The 18,019-nt window shown below is 73.7% G+C and carries 14 protein-coding genes; 6 read left to right on the top strand and 8 right to left on the bottom strand.

Features of this window, described 5'->3' with window-relative positions:
* The first annotated feature begins 173 nt into the window (after positions 1-173).
* Positions 174-1,703, top strand: a complete 1,530-nt coding sequence (locus tag D7V93_RS01150) for a PAS domain-containing sensor histidine kinase (protein WP_120641556.1) — start codon at positions 174-176, stop codon at positions 1,701-1,703.
* On the opposite strand, the gene cheB is transcribed toward D7V93_RS01150, so the two are convergent.
* The 7 genes from cheB to D7V93_RS01185 are packed head-to-tail and all read right to left on the bottom strand — an operon-like array spanning position 1,609 to position 11,281.
* Positions 1,609-2,634: a chemotaxis-specific protein-glutamate methyltransferase CheB gene (gene cheB / locus D7V93_RS01155; protein ID WP_120641557.1), complete on the bottom strand. Its 1,026-nt coding sequence runs from the start codon at positions 2,632-2,634 to the stop codon at positions 1,609-1,611. The genes D7V93_RS01150 and cheB overlap by 95 nt on opposite strands.
* Entirely contained in the window at positions 2,631-3,452 is an 822-nt protein-coding gene (locus D7V93_RS01160; protein WP_120641558.1) for a CheR family methyltransferase, read from the bottom strand. The genes cheB and D7V93_RS01160 overlap by 4 nt, the downstream gene beginning before the upstream one ends.
* 13 nt (positions 3,453-3,465) lie before the next feature.
* The gene (locus D7V93_RS01165) at positions 3,466-5,832 is read right to left on the bottom strand and encodes a HEAT repeat domain-containing protein (protein ID WP_120641559.1); all 2,367 of its coding nucleotides are present in this window, start codon (positions 5,830-5,832) and stop codon (positions 3,466-3,468) included.
* A 2-nt stretch (positions 5,833-5,834) separates the two neighbouring features.
* Positions 5,835-8,378, bottom strand: a complete 2,544-nt coding sequence (locus D7V93_RS01170; protein ID WP_120641560.1) for a methyl-accepting chemotaxis protein — start codon at positions 8,376-8,378, stop codon at positions 5,835-5,837.
* Positions 8,359-8,805, bottom strand: a complete 447-nt coding sequence (locus D7V93_RS01175; RefSeq protein ID WP_120641561.1) for a chemotaxis protein CheW — start codon at positions 8,803-8,805, stop codon at positions 8,359-8,361. The genes D7V93_RS01170 and D7V93_RS01175 overlap by 20 nt, the downstream gene beginning before the upstream one ends.
* On the bottom strand, positions 8,802-10,877 hold the full coding sequence (locus D7V93_RS01180; protein WP_120641562.1) for a chemotaxis protein CheA: 2,076 nt from the start codon (positions 10,875-10,877) through the stop codon (positions 8,802-8,804). Before D7V93_RS01180 ends, D7V93_RS01175 begins: the two co-directional genes overlap by 4 nt.
* On the bottom strand, positions 10,874-11,281 hold the full coding sequence (locus tag D7V93_RS01185; RefSeq protein ID WP_120641563.1) for a response regulator: 408 nt from the start codon (positions 11,279-11,281) through the stop codon (positions 10,874-10,876). The genes D7V93_RS01180 and D7V93_RS01185 overlap by 4 nt, the downstream gene beginning before the upstream one ends.
* A 247-nt stretch (positions 11,282-11,528) precedes the next feature.
* Here D7V93_RS01185 and D7V93_RS01190 point away from each other — a divergent pair, with 247 nt between their 5' ends.
* Together D7V93_RS01190 and D7V93_RS01195 are read left to right on the top strand one after the other, a co-directional pair.
* A complete protein-coding gene (locus D7V93_RS01190; RefSeq protein WP_158623609.1) occupies positions 11,529-12,998 on the top strand; it encodes a response regulator in 1,470 nt (489 codons plus the stop codon).
* Between the two features lie 92 nt (positions 12,999-13,090).
* Positions 13,091-13,471, top strand: a complete 381-nt coding sequence (locus tag D7V93_RS01195) for a response regulator (protein ID WP_120641565.1) — start codon at positions 13,091-13,093, stop codon at positions 13,469-13,471.
* Positions 13,472-13,486: 15 nt separating this feature from the next.
* On the opposite strand, the gene D7V93_RS01200 is transcribed toward D7V93_RS01195, so the two are convergent.
* Entirely contained in the window at positions 13,487-13,867 is a 381-nt protein-coding gene (locus D7V93_RS01200; RefSeq protein WP_120641566.1) for a response regulator, read from the bottom strand.
* A 188-nt stretch (positions 13,868-14,055) separates the two neighbouring features.
* Between D7V93_RS01200 and D7V93_RS01205 the strand changes: the two genes are divergently transcribed.
* The 3 genes from D7V93_RS01205 to D7V93_RS01215 all read left to right on the top strand — a co-directional run bounded on the left by D7V93_RS01205 (position 14,056) and on the right by D7V93_RS01215 (position 17,995).
* The gene (locus D7V93_RS01205) at positions 14,056-16,767 is read left to right on the top strand and encodes an ATP-binding protein (protein ID WP_120641567.1); all 2,712 of its coding nucleotides are present in this window, start codon (positions 14,056-14,058) and stop codon (positions 16,765-16,767) included.
* A gap of 98 nt (positions 16,768-16,865) precedes the next feature.
* On the top strand, positions 16,866-17,546 hold the full coding sequence (locus D7V93_RS01210) for a cyclase family protein (protein ID WP_120641568.1): 681 nt from the start codon (positions 16,866-16,868) through the stop codon (positions 17,544-17,546).
* A gap of 206 nt (positions 17,547-17,752) precedes the next feature.
* Positions 17,753-17,995, top strand: a complete 243-nt coding sequence (locus D7V93_RS01215; RefSeq protein WP_120641569.1) for a hypothetical protein — start codon at positions 17,753-17,755, stop codon at positions 17,993-17,995.
* Positions 17,996-18,019 lie beyond the last annotated feature (24 nt).

Below are 18,019 nucleotides of genomic sequence, written 5' to 3' on the forward strand. Positions count from 1 at the left end.
CCCCGAAGATCCATCCGTCCGAGCAGTCCGTAGGAGCCTGTCTGGACCCCATCCGCCGTCCTGCCTCCGTGTCCGGCCCTTGAAGCCGGGCACGCGCTGCCCACGCTCCGTGTTCCCTCCCCTGAAGGGGCCCCTGCTCCCCGCACCCCCACACCTTCCCGGCTGATCCGACGATGCCCCACGTTCCCGCAAGCCCGCGCTCCCGACCTTCCGCCCCGTCCGCACCGGGTGCGTCAGGCCCGAGCCTGCTCGCGCTGCTGGACGGACTGCCGGAGGCCTTCCTCGCCGTGGACGCCGGGTGGCGCCTCTGCCACCTGAGCCCCCGCATGCGCGAGCTCTTCGCAGGCTGCGTCCAGCCGGGCGACGACGTGCGCAAGGCGGTAGGCGCCCCGCTCGCCCTGGGCGAACACCTGCGCCTGGACGCGCCCGCCACCGACCAGGCCGCCGTGCGCTACGAGCACCCCTGGCCCGAAGGCAACCGGTGCTTCGACGTGAGCGCGCGCCCCGTGGAGGGCGGCCTGCTGCTGCACCTGCGCGACATCACCCCCGAGTACCGGGCCCGCCATGAGCTGCAGCGCGCCGGACAGCTCTTCCAGGCCGTGCTGGAGGGCACCACCGACGCCATCTACATCAAGGACCTGGAGGGCCGTTACCAGGTCATCAACTCCCCGGGCGCCCGCGCGCTGGGCCGCACCGTGGCGGAGGTGCGCGGCCACTCGGACGGCGAGCTGTTCCCCGCCGACGAGGCCGCCGTCAACCTCCAGCACGACCAGGACGTGCTCAAGGCAGGCCGCCCCCTCACCTACGAGGACACGCAGCAGAGCCCCGACGGCGAGCGCGTGTGGCTGACCACCAAGGGCCCGCTGCGCGACGACGAGGGCCAGGTGTTCGGCCTGTTCGGCATCAGCCGCGACATCACCCAGCGCCGCTGGGCCGAGGAAGAGGTCCGCAGGCACTCCGAGTTCCAGGAGCACCTGATGGGCATCATCAGCCACGACATCCGCAGCCCGCTGGGCGCCATCATGAACTGGTCGCGCGTGCTCGCGGCCGGCGGCCCCGCGGAGGAGACGGCGCGCACCAGCCAGCGCATCGCCACCGCGGCGGTGCGCATCGAGCGGCTGACGCGCCTCCTGCTGGACTTCACCCGCGCGCGGCTGGTGGGCGGCGTCGTCATTGAACCGCGCGGCACGGACACCCAGGAGCTGCTGGCCAAGGTGGCGCACGAGTTCCGCGTGGCCTTCCCCCAGCGCCACATCGTCCTGGAGCACAAGGGCAACACGCAGGGACAGTGGGACCCGGACCGGCTGGCCCAGGTGGTGTCCAACCTGATGGAGAACGCGCTCAAGTACGGCCCGCCGGACGCGCCCGTGCGCCTGGCCACGCGCGGCCTGCGCAACAAGGTCGTGGTGGAGGTCCACAACCAGGGCCGCCCCATCCCGGAGGCCCTGCTGCCCCACCTCTTCGAGCCCTTCCGCCAGGGCCCGCAGACGACGCGCACCCTGAAGATGAGCTACGGCCTGGGCCTCTACATCGTGCGCGAAATCGTCCACGCCCACGGCGGCACCATCGAGGTCGCCTCCACGGAGACCGACGGCACCACCTTCACCGTCACCCTGCCGCGCCGCGCGCCGCCCAAGAAGGGCCCGCCTCCTTCACCACGCGCGGCATGCCGTACACCACGCAGGACGACTCCGCCTCCGTGAGCACCACGCCCCCCGCGGCGCGCACCGCGCGCGCGCCCACGAGCCCGTCCTCGCCCATGCCGGTGAGCACCAGGGCCACGGCGTCCTTGCCCCACCCCGCCGCCACGCTCTCGAAGAGCACGTCCACCGAAGGATGGTGCGGGGTGCTCAGGGGCTGGCGGTCCAGGCGCACCAGGTCCAGCGCGCCGTGCCGCTCCAGCTTCAGGTGCATCCCCGCGCGCGCCAGCACCGCGCGCCCCGGGACGAGCTCCAGGCCGTCGCTTGCCTCCAGCACCTCCAGCGCGCTCAGCGCGTTGAGCCGCTTGGCCACCGCCTCCGTGTAGCCCGCGGGGATGTGCAGCGCGAGCGCCACCGGCGCGGGGAAGTCCCCGGGCAGCACCGACAGGAGCCGCGTCAGCGCCTGCGGGCCGCCCGTGGACGTGCCCACCGCCAGCAGCTTCGTGGAGGACGCCGCCCCCGTGCGCGCGGCGCGGACGCCAGCCTCCCCCGTGACCTCCTGCCCGTAGTGCGGCACCGCGCGGCCCGCGACGCGCACCTTCGCCACCAGCTCCGCGCCCAGCTCATACAGCCGCTCGGTGGCGAGCGCCGTGGGCTTGTGCACCAGGTCCACCGCGCCCGCCTCGAGCGCGGCCACCGCCAGCTCGCTGTCCGTGCCGGTGCTGCTCACCACCACCACGCGTGGCGCGTCCGGCATGCCGGCCAGCGCGCGCAAGAGGCCCAGGCCGTCCAGGGCCGGCATCACCAGGTCCAGGGTGATGACGTCCGGCTTGAGCTCCGCCACCCGCTCCAGCGCGTCCAGCCCGTCGCGCGCGGTGCCCACCACCTCCAGGCCCTCCGCGTCCGACAGCACCTTGCGCAGCACCTTGCGCGCGAACGCCGAGTCGTCCACCACCAGCACGCGCAAGGGGGGCGCGGACGTCGGGGCCGTCATGGGCCCGCCTTGCTGTAGAAGAACGAGCCGCGCCGTTCCTCGCAGTGCAGCGCTGTACCGAAACGCATCAGGGACTCCGACGTACCCACCAGCAGGTGCCCCCCGGGCTTGAGCACCCGGGTGAGGCCGTCCACCACGCGGCGCGCGGTGTCGTCCTGGAAGTAGATGAGCACATTGCGGCAGAGGACGGCGTCAAAGGTTTCCGGCGCCGGGTAGTTCGCGCCGTCCATCAGGTTCAACTGCCGCCACTCCACCTTCGCCACCAGCTCCGGGCGCACGCGCGGCCGGCTCCCCACGACGTCCAGCCAGCGGCCCTCCACGCCCTTGGGCAGCGCGCGCAGGCAGCGCAGGTTGTACTCGCCCGTCCTCGCGCGCTCCAGCGCGCGGGTGCTCAGGTCCGTGGCCAGCAGCGACACGTCCGCGAGCACGCCCCTCGCGTCCAGGAGCATGGCCAGCGTGAGGGGCTCCTCGCCGGTGGCGCAGGCCGCGCACCACACCCGGGGCTTGAGACCGGCGCGCGCCCGGGGCACCAGCACCTCGTCCACCAGCGCCTCCAGCGCCTGGGGCTCGCGGAAGAAGTACGTCTCGTGCACCAGCAGGGAGTCCACGAGCGCGTCCAGCGCCTCGCTCCCCTTCGGGTCGTAGCGGAGGAAGTAGTAGTAGTCGAGCAGCGAGTCGAAGCCCGCGTCCAGCGCGCGCGAGGACACCTTCTCCGACAGCAGGTCCCGGTCCTCCGGGCCGTAGTGCAGCCCGGCACGCTGCTCGATGAGCATCGTCAGGATGGAGAAGACCTGCGGTGACAGCGGCAGCGCGCTCATGGGCAAGGGCGCCTCAACGCCCCAGCGCCAGCAGGCAGGCACGCCGCACGTCGGCGTCCTCGTCGCGGTGGGCCGCCCGGTCCAGCGCCTCGCGCGCCTCCACCGTGCCCAGCGCCGCCACCGCGGGCGCCGTCGCCCGCCGCCCCGCCGGACTGGCGCCCACCAGCGCCTGCATCAGCGCCGCGCGCGCGTCCGCCCGGCGCATGCGCGCGAGCGCCGCCACCAGCAGGGGCGCGGTGGTGTCGTCCGCCACCTCCAGCGCCGCCAGGAGCCCCGGCAGCCGCCCGTCCACCGGCAGCGCCAGCGCGCCCACCACCTGCTCGCGCAGCATCACGTCCCCCAGCAGCGACACCAGCGACTGGGTGGCGTGCAGGCCGGTGCGCGTGGCGAGGAAGCCCACCGCCGCGCTGCGCACGCCGTCGTCCCGGTCCCCCGCCGCGCGCAAGAGCGCGGGCAGCGTCTCCGGCGCGTCGTACTCCGCCACCGCCGACAGCGCGACGAGCCGCGTGGCCGGGTCCTCCGAACCCACCGCCTCCAGCAGCACCGGCAGCGCGTCCTGGCGCCGGGCCACGCCCAGCCCCAGCAGCGCCGCGCGGCGCACGTCCGCGTCCGTGGACGAGGCCGCCCGGCGCAGCGCCGCCATGGCGCTCTCCGTGTGCAGGTGCGCCAGCGCGTCCACCACCGCCACGCGCACCTGGCCCGCGTCGTCGTTGGCCAGCGCGACGATGGCGTCCGCGGCCGCCTCCTCGTTGAGCTTCCCCAGCGACTGGCACGCGTAGTAGCGCACCCACGGGTCGCGGTCGTTCAGGCCGCCCAGCAGCGTGGAGGTGATGCGCGCCTGCTTGTCCGTCTGGCCCAGCGCGCGCATGGCCGTGGCGCGCGTGCGCTCGGATTCGTGGCTGGCGGCGGCCAGCAGCGCGTCCACCGCGCGCGGGTCGTCGATGAAGGGCAGCCCGTAGATGGCCGCGTCGCGCAGCCGCTCGTCCGGGTCCCGCATGGCCAGCAGCAGCGCGTCCAGGCCGCGCGGGTAGCCGAAGTAGGCCACGATGCGCAGCGCGGCGCGGCGCTGGCGCGTGTCCGGCGAGCGCGCCGCCTCCAGCGCCAGGGTCTCCGTCACCTCGCTGCCCAGCGACTGGATGGCGCCCACCACCGCCTGCGCCACGCGCGGGTCCTCGTCCGACAGCCGCGCGAAGAGGGCGGGCACCGCGGACGTGTCGCCAATGCGCGACAGCGTCTCCGCCGCCAGCGCGCGCACCGTCGCGTCCCGGTCCTCCAGGCACAACAGCACGTCCGGCACCGCGGCGGCCCTGCGGCCCACGAGCGGCAGCAGGACCCGGCGCCGCGCGCTGTCACCCTCGCGCAGCGCCTGCAGGATTTGAGCGTCCGCCTCCGAGCCCAGCTCCCCCAGCGCCGCCGCCGCCGCGCGCGACACGCCCAGGTCCTGCGAGTCCAGCAGCTTGAGCAGCCCCGCCGCCGCGTCCGCGCCGCCCACCCAGCCCAACAGCCGCGCCACCGCGGTCTTCTCCCCCGCGTCCGCGCCCGTGATGACGTGGGCCAGCCTGCGCCCGGTGGGATGGGGCTCCGCCGAACCGGAGCGCAGCATCGAGGGCACCATGCGCGCGCCGCCGAAGCGCTGCACCTGCGCGTCGTGGATCTCCACCAGCGCCACCGCCGCCGCGCGCACCGCCGCGTCGTTGCCCCGCTGCAGCATGTTCAGGAGCGCCGGCACCGCGGCCTCCTGGCCGGTGCGGCCCAGGGCGCGCGCGGCCTCCAGGACGTAGAACGGATCCGTCAGCAGCGCCATCAGCGCCGGCACGACCGTGGGGTCGCCCGAGCGCCCCAGCACGTCGATGGCGGGGAAGATGCGGAAGAAGTTGCCGCTGCCCAGCGAGGCCAGCAGCGCGTCCACCGCCGCGCCGCCGCCAATGCGGCCCAGCGCCTCGATGGCGGCCACCGCCACGTTGTCGTCCTCGTGCACGGTGAGTCGCGCCAGGAGCGGCACGGACTGGCGGCTGCGGCGGCGGCCCAGCACCTGCGCGGCGTCACAGACGATGGCCGGGTTGGGGTCGTCGCCCAGCGCCTCCACGGGCGCCTCCACCTCGCCGGTGGCGGCCGCGAGCGCGTCCACCGCCGCGGCGATGCGCGCCTCGTTGTCCCGCCGGTGGCACAGCACGTCGCACAGCGGCTTCACCGCGGGGGTGCCCAGACGCGCCAGCGCGGACACCACGGCGCGGCGCACCGCCCAGCTGGGCGCGTCCAGCCCGGCCACCAGCGCGGGCAGGCTCGCGGGTCCCTGCCGCGCCAGTTGTTCCACCTCCTCCACCCGGGCACGGTCGTCCGAGGAGAGGGAAAGGGGGTGCTGCCGCAGGGTCGAAGTCATCGTCACGCTTTCTGCTCCCTGGGGGGACGGGACGCGCCCGCGTCCTTGCCTCCCAGCAATCCGGTCAGGTGGGACAGCCCCTCCACCTGCTCACCATGAAGTTTCGCGAGCTGCCCCAGCCGGCCCGCCACCTCCTTCACCTCCTGGGCGGTCACAGCCGAGGTGCGCGCCTGCTGGGCCGTGGTCACGGCGATCTCCCGCGAGCGGCTCCGCATCTCCTCCACCGACCGCCCCACCTGCTCGGTCACCGTGGCCTGCTCCTGCGCGGCCCGGGCCACGGCCGCCACGCCCGTGGCCTGCTTCGAGGCGGACGTGGTGAGGGCGGCCAGGGCCTCCGTCTGCTCGTCCAGCGCGCGCGACGTCGTCCTCGCCACGCGGCGCACCTCCTCCGCGCCGCGCACCAGCGAGGAGAGCGCCTGGGCCTGCTCGTCCGTGGCGCGCGTCACCTCCTGCGCGAGCTTCGCCACCTGGCGGGTGGCCACCTCGCCCTGCTTGAGGGCGCGGCCCTGCTCCACCATCGCCCGCGTGGACTGGGCCACTTCCTTGCGCGCGTTGTCCATGGCGCGCGCCACCTCCTGCGCGGCCTTCGCCTGTTCGGCGATGCCGGTGAGGGCGCGCTGGGTGGAGGACGTCACCTCCTGCGCCACCACGCCCAGGGCGGCCACCTGCTGCCCCTGGGCCGTCACGGCGCCGCTCACCCCCTGCACCAACTGCCGCATCTGCACCGCGTTCTTGGCCAGGTCCGTGGCCGCGGAGGCCTGCTCCTGCATCGCGCGCGACACCTTCTGCGCCACCTCCGACAGCTGGGTGTTGGAGCGCACCGCGTCGCGCAGCGCCTTGGCCTGGTCCGCGGTGGCCTGGGTGGTCTGCCGCGCCATGCGCCGCATCTCCGTGCCGCTCTGGGCCAGCGCCTGCGCGGCCTGTGCCTGCTCCGTCGCGGACGTGGTGATGACCCGCCCCTGCTCGCTCACCTTCGCCGTGGACTGGGCCAGCGCCTGCACCGCCTGCACCTGCTCCGCCGACGCGCGCGATGCCTCGCGCACGTTCTGGCCCAGCTCCTCCACGCCCTTGAGGATGGTGCCCAGCGCCTTCTCCGCGTCCCCCGCCAGCGCCGCGCCCTCGTCCGCCGCGCGCACGCCCTCGCCCGTGGCGGTGGCCGCCTCGCGCGCTGTCGTCTGGAGGCCCCGGACAATCTTGGCCACGTCCGCGCTCGCGGCCGCCGCCCGGTCCGCCAGGGCGCGGATCTCCTCGGCCACCACCGCGAAGCCGCGGCCGTGCTCCCCGGCCCGCGCAGCCTCGATGCTGGCGTTGAGGGACAGGAGGTTGGTGCGGTCCGCGATGAGGTTGATGGTCTGCACGATGTCGCCAATCTCTTCAGCGCGCCGGCCCATCTCCTTCATCACCCCGGACGACTCCACGATGGACTGCCGGATGCGGCCGAAGCCGGCGATGGAGCGCGCCACCGTGACGCCGCCCTCGCGCGCGCTCGAGCCCACGCGTTCGGCGGCCAGCCGCGCCTCCTCCGTCATCTGCGCCGCGCGGCGCGTGGACGTCTCCAGCTGCGCGGACGCGGAGGCGCTGGTGGACGCCAGGCTGTTGATGCTCTCCGCGGCGCGGGCCACCGCCTGGGCGGAGCGCGCCAGCTGCTCGATGGTGGCCGCGTTGGCGTCCACCACGGCCGCGTTCTTCTCCGACGTGGCGGCCACCTCCTCCACGCTGGCGGCCACCTCCTCCACCGTGGACGCGGTGGACCCCACGTGCGTCTCCAGGGCCCGCGCGTGCTCCGCCACACCGCGCACGCTGCGCGCGACCTCCTCCGTGGTGGAGGCCGTCTCCTCCACGCTGGAGGCCATGCTGGCCGCGTCGCGCGAGACTTCATTGAGCGTCTTGCCCAGGGACACGACGGCGCTGGACACCTGCCCCATGCGCTCGCCCACGCCCTGCGCGTCCGACGACAGCCGGGAGATGCCCTTGGACATCTCCTCGATGGTGGCGGCCACCTCTTCCGTGGTGGCGGCGCTCGTCTGGTTGCGCACCACCAGGTCCTCCACCGTGGCGTTCATCTCCTGCACGCTCGCGAGCAGCTCCTCGCTGGAGGCGGCCAGCTCCTCCGCGTTGGCGCTCACGCCCTTCACCGAGCGCGCCACCTGCTCCACCGTGGAGGCCGTCGCGTCCGAGGAGCCGGCGAGCAGCGCCGCGTCCTTGCGCACGCTGGCCACCGACGCGGCCACCTCCTGCATCGCGCCCGCGGTGGCCTCCGCCTCCTGCTGCACGCCCCGGGCGGACTCGCTCATCGAGCGCTGGTTGCGCACCAGGGACTGCACCGCGGCGCTCGTCTCCTCCACCTGGGCGGCCACCGACTCGATGGCGGTGCGCACCTGCTCGCCCGACGCCGCCTGCTCGTTGCCCGCCGAGGCCAGGCGCGCCGCGAGCAGCTCCGTGGACTGCACGAGCCCCGCGCTCTCCTCCACCTTGGCCGCCGTGCGCTCGGCCAGCGCACGGGCATCGTCCAGGCGGGGGGCGCTGCTACCGTTGTCCGTCGACATTCGCAGTCTCCTCCCCCACCACGCGGGGGAAATCGATGAGCATCACCAGCCGCGGGCCCACCTGCGCCACGGCCTTCACGAAACCCTTCGCGCCCTCCACCACCATGGGCGGCGGCGGCTGGATGGTGCGGGGGTCCAACTTCAAGACTTCCCGCGCGCTGTCCACGAGCAGCCCCACCGTGCGCTCGCCCAGCTGACCCACCACCACCCGCGAATCCAGCGAGCGCGTCCCGGGCGGCAGGCCGAAGCGCGTCCTCGCGTCCACCACCGGGATGACGCGGCCGCGCACCTGCACCAGCCCCGCCACGTGCGCGGGCGCGCCCGGCACCGGCGTGGCGCCGGAGAAGGACTCCATCTGCACCACGTCCGCCGCGGGCATCGCGTACTCGGTCCCGTCCACCTTGAACAACACGTGCAGCACGCTCATGACACCCACTCCCCCGGACGCGCCGCGCCCTTGCGGCGAACCCCGTGCGCCGCGCCGAGCGCGCCCAGGTCCAGCACCAGCGTGGGCTTGCCATCTCCCAGGTCCGTGGCGCCCGCCACGCCCGGCACGCGCACCAGCGGGTCCTCCAGGGGACGCAGGACGATCTCCTGCTGGCCCAGGAGCCGGTCCACCGCGAAGGCCACCGGCTCCCCGCGCTGCCGGACGATGAGCGCCTTGGCGCCCCGGCTGACGCCGGCCTGCGCTGGCGCCGTGCGGCCCAGCAGCCGCTCCAGCGACAACAGCGGCACCGCCGCGCCCCGCCGCTCCACCAGCCCCAGGCCGTCCGCGCCCGCCGGCCGCACCACGCGCAGCGCGTCCACGTCGATGAGCTCCTCCACCGTGCCCACCGCCACCGCGTACTTGAGGCCCGCGCATTCGAAGACGATGGCGTCCACCAGCGTCACCGTGAGCGGCACGCGCAGGGTGAACGTGGTGCCCGCGCCCTTGCGCGTCTCCATGCGCAGTTCGCCGCCCAGCTGCTCCACGACGATGCGCCGCACGATGTCCATGCCCATGCCCCGGCCGCTGGTGCTCGTGGCCTCCTGGCGCGTGGACAGCCCGGGCCGGCACAGCAGGTCCAGCAGCCCGTCCACCGACTCCGGCACCGGCGCGTTCGCCGCCTTCGCCACCGCCTTCGCGTCCACGCCGCGGCCGTCGTCGCGCAGCGTGATCTCCAGCTGGCCGCTGGAGCGCGCGTGGCAGCCCAGGTGCACCAGCCCCTCCGGGGGCTTGCCCGCCGCGACGCGCTCCTCCGGCAGCTCCAGCGCGTGGTCCACCGCGTTGCGCACCAGGTGCACCAGCGCGGGCAGCAGCCGGTCCGCCACGGCCTTGTCCAGCTCCGCGTCGCCCACGTCCAGCTCCAGCCGCACCGACTTGCCCGTGGTGCGGCGCAGCCCGCGCACCAGCAGGGGCAGCCGCTCCAGCACGTCGCCCACGCGCACCATGCGCAGGCGCAGGATGGCGGAGCGCAGGTCGCGCAGCTGCCGGCCGTTCTCCTGGAGGATGGCCGTCAACTCCCGCGTGGGGGCGCCCGTGGCCGTGAGCGCCGTCACCGCGCGCGTCAGGCGGGAGCGGTTGACGACGAGCGCCGCCAGCCACTCCATGGCCTCGTCCAGCCGCGACACCTCCACGCGCAGCAGGCCGCCGCCCCGGCGCACCTCCGGCTCCTCCATCTCTTCTTCGGCCACGGCCACGGGCACGGCCGTGGGCGGCAGCGGCGCCAGGGGGACCGCGGCCTCTTCGGGCGCGTCCGCTTCCAGCGAGCGCACCGTGGCGGGAGCCCCGCCCACCGCGTCCAGCAGCGCCGCGTCGTCCGAGGAGGTGATGAGCAAGAGCGCGAACGCGAGCGAGGCCCCGCCCGCGGCGGCGCCGGACAGCGGCAGCACCTTCACGATGTCGCCGAGCTTCGCCACGCGCTCGCGCACGGTGTTGATGGTGAGCCCCTGGGCGGCGCGCCCGGCGGAGGGCACGAAGTCCAGCCGCACCGCGCGCTGCCCCGCCGCGAGCCCGGCCTCCAGCTGCCCGCGCTCCGACGGCGCCAGCTTCGAGGCGAACGCGGCCTCCGCGTCCAGCACCACGCGCCGGGGCTGGGGGGGCGCCGCCTCCAGCACGTGCGGGCCCAGGGCCTCCAGCCGCTCCAGCAGGTTCGCCGGCGCGGGCGACGCCGGCTTTCCGGCGCCCAATTGCCGCACCCGCTGCTCGATGGCACGCAGCCCCTCCACCAGCGGCTCCACGCTGGACTCGGGCAGGCGGCCTCCAGCCTGATCCGCCAGGCGCAGGGACGTCTCCATCCAGTGGGCCACGGAGACGATGGGCTCCACGTCCACCATGGCGGACAGGCCCTTGATGGTGTGCAGGGCGCGGAACAGCTCACGCACCGCGCGGGGCTGGGCCGCGCCCCGGCGCACGGCCTCCTCCACGGCAAGCAGGTCGCGCTGCGCGGAGGCGAGCAGCTCATCCACCTCCGCCAGATAGGCGGGGAGGAACTCCGCGAACTCCACGGACGTCGTCACCCGCGCGACGCCTCGTCCTGGGGCTTCGCGTCCTGGGGCTTCTCCAGGAGGGCCCGGGCCGCGCCCTGGATGGAGTCCGGAGTGAAGGGCTTGGTCATGAAGCGGTTCGCGCCGGCCGCGAGCGCCCGCTCGCGGGACGCTTCATCCCCGCGGGTCGTGACGATGATGATGGGCAGCGAGCGCAGGTGGTCCTGGCCCCGCACGAACTCCACGACCTCGATGCCCCCGATGTCGGGCATGTTGAGGTCCAGGACGAGCAGGTCATACGGCTTGAGCGACAGCTGCTCGATGGCCTCCAACCCGCTGGACGCCTGCGTGAAGCGGCTCTCCGGGTAGGGGCGCAAGCAGGCGACGACCATCTCGCGCATCACCTTGCTGTCATCAACGACGAGTACCTCGGGCATGGCGTCCTCTGGAAACGACCGACCAAGCTAGAACGATTCCGGTCTGCTGAAAGAAATGAGTCACCACGCACACGCCAAGCGTTGGTTTCTCCACGCACGTTACTCCGGTGTGTCACGAAGGCCCGCTGCTTCCCAAGGAATCGAACCCAAAGCCATGCGCTTGCCTCCCTCGCCGCCCACCTCCGCCTTCCCCCGACCGAGGGGGTCCGACGCATCGGCGGAGGAGGCCGCACCTCGTGTGTGGGTGGTGGACGATAGCGCCAGCGAGGCCCGCTTCATCAAGACGGCGCTGGGAACGGGGTTCCAGGTGGAAACGTTCCCGGACGGCGCGGCGATGCTCGAACGCCTGCACTCCGGGCGGGCACCGGACGTGGTGGTGCTGGACTGGGAGATGCCGGGGATGTCCGGCCCGGAGGTCTGCCAGTTCCTGCGCAGCCAGCCGGAGATGGAGGTCCTGCCGGTGCTGATGCTCACCGCGCACAACCGGCCGGAGGACCTGGTGCTGGGGCTGCGCGCGGGCGCCAACGACTACGTGGCCAAGCCCTTCCGCACGGAGGAGGTCCGCGCGCGGGTGAACGCGCTGGTGCGCACCAAGCGGCTGGTGGACGAGGTGCGGCGCGCGGACCGGGAGAAGGCGGAGGCGCTCGCGCAGCTGGACGCGCTCCTCATCTCCTCGCCGGTGGGCCTGTCGCTGCTGGACCGGGACCTGCGCTTCGTGCGCGTCAACGCGCGGATGGCGATGCTGGACGGGCTGCCCCTGGACGCCTACGTGGGCAGGACGCTCGGGGAGGTGCTGCCCCGGATGGCCCCCCGGCTGGAGCCCGTCCTGCGCCGCGTGCTGGAGACGGGCGAGCCCGTGGAGGAGCTGGCGTTCTCCATGAAGCAGCCGGGCGCGGCTCCCGACGCGGACGCCGCCGGCAGCGAGCTGCACCTCATGGTGGGCTTCCACCCGGTGCGCACCACCGGGGGTGAGGTGGTGGGCGTGGGGACGGTGGTGGTGGACGTCACCCGGCACAAGCAGGCGGAGACGGAGCTGCGCGCGGCCGCGGAGTTCCGCGAGCGCTTCCTGGGCATCGTCGGGCACGACCTGCGCAACCCCCTCAACGCCATCCGCATGTCGGCCAGCTTCCTCATCGCCAGCGAGCAGATGCCAGCGCCGCTGATGCGCACCGCGGGGCGCATCGTCAGCAGCGCGGACCGGATGACGCGGATGATCACCGAGCTGCTGGACTTCACCCGCAGCCGGCTGGGCGGCGGCATCCCCCTCACGCCGGGCGCCATGGACCTGGGCGGGTTGGTGCGCCAGGTGGTGGAGGAGCTGGAGCTGGTCCACCCGAGCCGCGTCGTGAAGGTGACGTCCACCGGGACGCTGACGGGCCGGTGGGACGCGGACCGGCTCACCCAGGTCTTGAGCAACCTGGTGAGCAACGCCCTCCAGTACAGCCCCCCGGACAGCGTCGTGGAGGTGTCGCTCCAGGGCGGGCCGGAGCAGGTCGTCGCGCGGGTGGCCAACCCGGGCGAGCCCATCGCGCCGCAGGAGCTGGGCCTGCTCTTCCACCCCTTCCAGCGCGCGCACACCGGCGCGCACGTGCCATCCGGGCTGGGCCTGGGGCTCTTCATCTCCCAGCAGATCGTCCGCAGCCACCGGGGGACGCTCACCGTGGAGTCGGACGCGGCGCGGACCGTCTTCACCCTGATGCTGCCGCGTGGGAGCTGAAGGACCCGGGCGCCCGCCCGCTCCCGGGCCCTCCGGGCATCTGGCCCCCCCGGCGTCTGGAATTCCTCCAGCCCCTGCCCTACCGTGGGCGTGTGTCCAACACGCAACACTCCATTACCCTGCTCCTGGTCGAGAACAACCGCGATGTCCGCGAGGCGCTGAAGGAAATCCTGGAGTCGGAAGACTACCGGGTGTTCACGGCGGTCAACGGGCAGGACGCGCTGAACGTGCTGTCGCGGCTGGAGCGGGTCCCGGAGCTCATCCTGCTGGACCTGGTGATGCCGGTGATGGACGGCCACGCCTTCATCGAACACCTGCACCGGCTGGGCGTGCTGCCCCTGACGCGGGTGCTGGTGCTGACGGCGCACCCCACCCTGCCGCTGCCCAAGGGCGTGTCCGGGCGGCTGGGCAAGCCGGTGCGGCTGGAGGAGCTCCTGGACGCCATCGCCGTGCACGCCCTGCCGGCGGCCTGAGCCGGCCGCGGGACGTCAGGTGGCGGGAGGGCAGTGCCGGGCCACCAGCGCCAGGAGCTCCGTGATGTCCACCGGCTTGCGCAGCAGGCCCACCGTGCCCGGGGGCGCCGTGGCGGAGAAGTGGGCGGTGAGCATCAGCACCGGCAGCTCGCGGTAGCGGTCGTCCGCGCGCAGGCGGTTGAGGAACTCGTACCCGTCCATCACCGGCATCATCAGGTCCAGCAGGACCATGCACGGCCGGGCGGAGGTGGCGGCCAGGACGTCCAGGGCGAGCTGCCCGTTGGCGGCCTGCAACACCGCGTAGTCCTCCATCTCCAGCAACTCCGCCACCACCTCACGCAGGTCCGGTTCGTCGTCGACGATCAGGATGGTGGGCTGGGGCCGCGTTCTCAACACGGGGCCAGCCTACGCAGGTTGCCCTGGTACCGCCAGCAATGACGCCGCCTTGCGCCTCCGCTTGCCCTCGCGCAACCGCCTGCTCGGGACCTGGCCCCAGGCCGGGTGCCTGGCGACAGCATCCCGCGAGAACCGGCCCAGCCATTGCGCCCCGGGACGGGAGCCCCTAACCGTCCCCTGACACACCCATGAACCTCCTCGCCGACCTCATCGAAGCGAACCTGGAAGCGCTGGTGCACCGCTTCGTGGAGGAGACGCGCGGCAGGGAGAGCAGCCAGGGCCTGAAGCCCTCGGAGATCATCACCACGCTGCCGGAATACCTGCACGCCGTGGCCGGCATCTGCCGTCACGGCCCCACGCCGGAGCGGCTGGAGACACGCAGGCGCCTGGAGGAGGCCCACATCAACCTGCGCCTGCGGGTGGGCGCCACGCAGGAGGACGCGACGGACGAGTACACGCTCCTGGGCCGGCTCATCCCCCGGCTCTGGGCGGACCGGCGGCCCGGGCAGCAGCCCTCCGCCCCGGAGCTCCAGTGCCTCTTCCAGCAGCTGGAGGAGGCGATAGACCACGTGGTCGCCCTCTTCTCCGGCTACACGCTGGAGGACTGTCAGCGTGAGAAGCGCTTCCTGCGACAGCTGGACGCGCTGGCACCCCGGCGACTGGCGGCGCGAGAGGACCTGCACGCGCGGCTCAAGCCCCTGGTGGACACCCTCTGCCGCGCGCTGAAGGCCTCCGGGGGGGAGCTGTTCCTCGTGGATCCGGACGGCGAGCCGGAGGGCCGGAGGCTGGTCGCCGTCACCCACACGGAGCACGACGCCCCGCGCCCCGACCGGCCGCGGGTGGACTCCGGGGGGCCGTCCTTCCTGGCGAGGGTGGCCCGCTCGGAGGAGCCCCTGGTGCTGGCCCAGGCGCACGGGCTGGCCGAGTCCGAGCGCGAGGGCCTGGACGCGCGGGGCTGGAGCACGCTGCTGGGCTTGCGCCTGTGGCCCCACGGCGAGCTGATGGGCGTGCTGTGCGTGGGCTTCGCGGAGGGGCGCCCCGTGCCGCCGCGGACCAGGCGCTTCTTCGAGACGCTGGTGGAGCACCTCTCCGGCATCCTCGACCGCGCGCTGCTGATGGGGAAGCTGCACGAAGCCCACGAGCAGTTGGCGGCGGCGGAGACGCGCTACCGGCTGGCGACCCAGGCGGCCGCCGACGCTGTCTGGGATTGGGACCTCGTCACGGAGCAACTCACCTGGAGCGGGGGGATGCGGGACCTGACCGGCTTCGCGCCGGAGGAGGCGGGGCCGACCGTGGACTGGTGGGTCGCGCGCCTCCACCCCGAGGACCGCGAACGGCTCCTCCAGGAGGCGCGGACGGCGCGCGTCCAGGCGGACAGGGAGCTGGAGCGGCTCAACACGCTCCTGCATCAAGCGCCCGTCGCGCTCGCCATCTTCCAGGGCCCCACGCACGTCGTGGAGCTGGCCAACCCCCGCATCCTCCAGCTCTGGGGACGCACGCGCGCCCAGCTGCTGCACCGCCCGGTGCTGGAGGCGCTGCCGGAGGTGCAGGGCCAGGGCATCCAGGAGCTGCTGGACGGGGTGTTCACCACGGGCGAGCCCTACGTGGGCCAGGAGCTGCACGTGCGGCTGGCGCGGGCACCGGGTGGAGCGCTGGAGGACGTGTACTTCAACCTCGTCTACCAGCCGCTGCTGAGCGCGGAGGGCGCCGTGGAGGGCATCCTCGTCGTCGCCACCGAGGTCACCGACAGCGTGCGGGCCCGGCAGCGCACGGAGGCGCTGGCCGGCACGCTGCGCGTCAGCGAGGAGCGGCTGCGGCTGGCGCTGGACGCGGCGGACATGGGCAGCTGGGACGTCAATCCCGTCACGGGGGAGTCCTCCTGGAACCCCCGCTTCCGCGCCCTGCTGGGCCTGCCCCCGGACAGCGAGGTGTCGCTCGAGGAGGCCATGCAGTTCGTCCTCGAGGAGGACCGGGAGATGGTGAAGCAGGCGCTGGCGGAGGCCATCGCGCGCAAGGGCTCCGGTGAGTACGCGTGCGAGTTCCGCGTGAAGACGCCCGTGGGGGACGGCCAGAAGGTGCGGTGGGTCTCCGGGCGGGGGCAGATCCACTTCGGGCCGGACGGCCAGCCCGTGCGCTTCGTGGGCACGGCGCTGGACGTGACGGAGCACAAGCTCGCGGAGGCCGAGGCCCGGCAGCGCGCGGAGTTCGAGCAGTACCTGGTGGGCATCGTGTCCCACGACCTGCGCAACCCCCTGAGCGCCATCCTCCTGGGCACGTCGTCGCTGCTGCGGCGCGACGAGCTGGACGAGCGCTCCACCAAGGCCGTCCTGCGCATCCAGGCCTCCGCCGAGCGGGCGGTGCGGATGATCCGCGACCTGCTCGACTTCACCCAGGCGCGCGTGGGCGGGGGCATCCCGGTGCACTGCCAGGACCTGGACCTGGCCACGGTCGTGCAGCAGGTGGCGGAGGAGGTGCAGGTGAACTTCCCGGAGCGCGTCCTGCGCACGGTCACGACGGGCACCGGGACGCGGGGTTGCTGGGACCCCGACCGCATCGCGCAGGTGCTCACCAACCTGGTCAGCAACGCGCTGAAGTACTCGCCGGAGGACACGCCGGTGACGGTGCGCGTGGGGGGAACGCCCCGGAGCGCCGTCCTGGAGGTGCACAACGCGGGCGACCCCATCGCGCCGGACCTGCTGCGCCGCCTCTTCCAGCCCATGCAGCGCGGGGCGCCGGGCATGGACCGCACGACGCGCAGCGTGGGGCTGGGGCTCTACATCGTGCGGCACATCGTGGACGCGCACGGGGGCTCCATCGACGTGACGTCCACCCCGGAGCAGGGCACCACCTTCACGGTGAAGCTGCCCCGCGACGGCGTCAGGCCGCCCGGCAAGGGCTAGCAGCGCAAGGCAGGACAGCCCTCCCGTGCAGGGCGGCCGTTGGAGCAGGCCGTCCGCGCCCGCGTCCTTCGCGCCCGCCGCGTGCCTACGCTTGAGGCATGCCTCCGCATTCGACGCTCGAGGTCGCAAGAGGCGGCGCTCCCTGGGTGGACGTGACGGTGCCGGTCCGCGACGGGATGGTGCACTGGCCGGACAACCCGCCCATCCAGGTGCGCCACCACCTCTCGCTCTTGAAGGGGGACGCGGCCAACGTGTCGCACCTGTCGCTGGGCGTCCACTCCGGCACCCACGTGGACGCGCCCGTGCACTTCCTTCCGGGAGGCGTGGGCGTGGACGCGCTGCCGCTCGACCGGCTGATGGGGGACGTGCGGGTGCTGTCCCTGCCGCGCGGCCCGGCCATCACCGCGGACGCGCTGCGCGAGCACCTGCCGGCGCGCGGCGAGCGCCTGCTGTTCAAGACGGCCAACTCCTCCCGCCGCTGGGACACGTCCCACTTCCGGCCGGACTTCACCTACCTGTCGACCGGGGGGGCGCGCTTCCTGGTGGAAGCGAGGGTGCGCACGGTGGGCATCGACTACCTGTCCATCGCGGGCCTGGAGGAGGGGGAGGCCACGCACCGGGTCCTGCTGGAGGCGGGCGTGTGCATCATCGAAGGGCTGGACCTGGGACAGGTGGAGCCCGGGCGCTACGAGATGGTGTGTCTGCCATTGCGGCTCGCTCACGGGGACGGGGCCCCGGCGCGGGTGCTCCTGCGCTCCCGGATGACCCCGACGGGTTGAAGCAGGAGACCCGCACCGCGCACCGGCCCCTCGACGAGGCCCGGGGATGCTGCTGCACCGCGAGGGCGTCAAGGAGGAGGGGAGGGGGTGCGGCTGGCGTGGAACTGACGCGGGAAAAGAATCCCCGCAACCTTTCCGGCGCCCCCGGGTTCATCACGGAAACACGCGGCGGAGCTTCTTCTCCGCCATTGCTTCCGGGAGTCCCCATGCGCCGCTCCATCGTCGCCGCCACCGCCACCGTCGCCTTCTTCCTGGGCTGCGCCACCAACCACGCCTACGCCGAGCGCCAGCCGCGCATGCGCGACGCGCTCGCGCACCTGGAGGCCGCGCTTTCGGACCTGCGCGCCGCCACCAGCGACAAGGGCGGCCACCGCGCGAAGGCCATCAGCCTCACGGAGCAGGCCATCTCCTCCGTGCGGGACGGCATCCAGTTCGACAACCGCCACTGAAGCGCCCTTCTGTCCGCGTCCAGA

The sequence above is a fragment of the Corallococcus llansteffanensis genome (assembly GCF_003612055.1).
In the GTDB taxonomy this organism is placed as follows: Bacteria; Myxococcota; Myxococcia; order Myxococcales; family Myxococcaceae; genus Corallococcus; species Corallococcus llansteffanensis.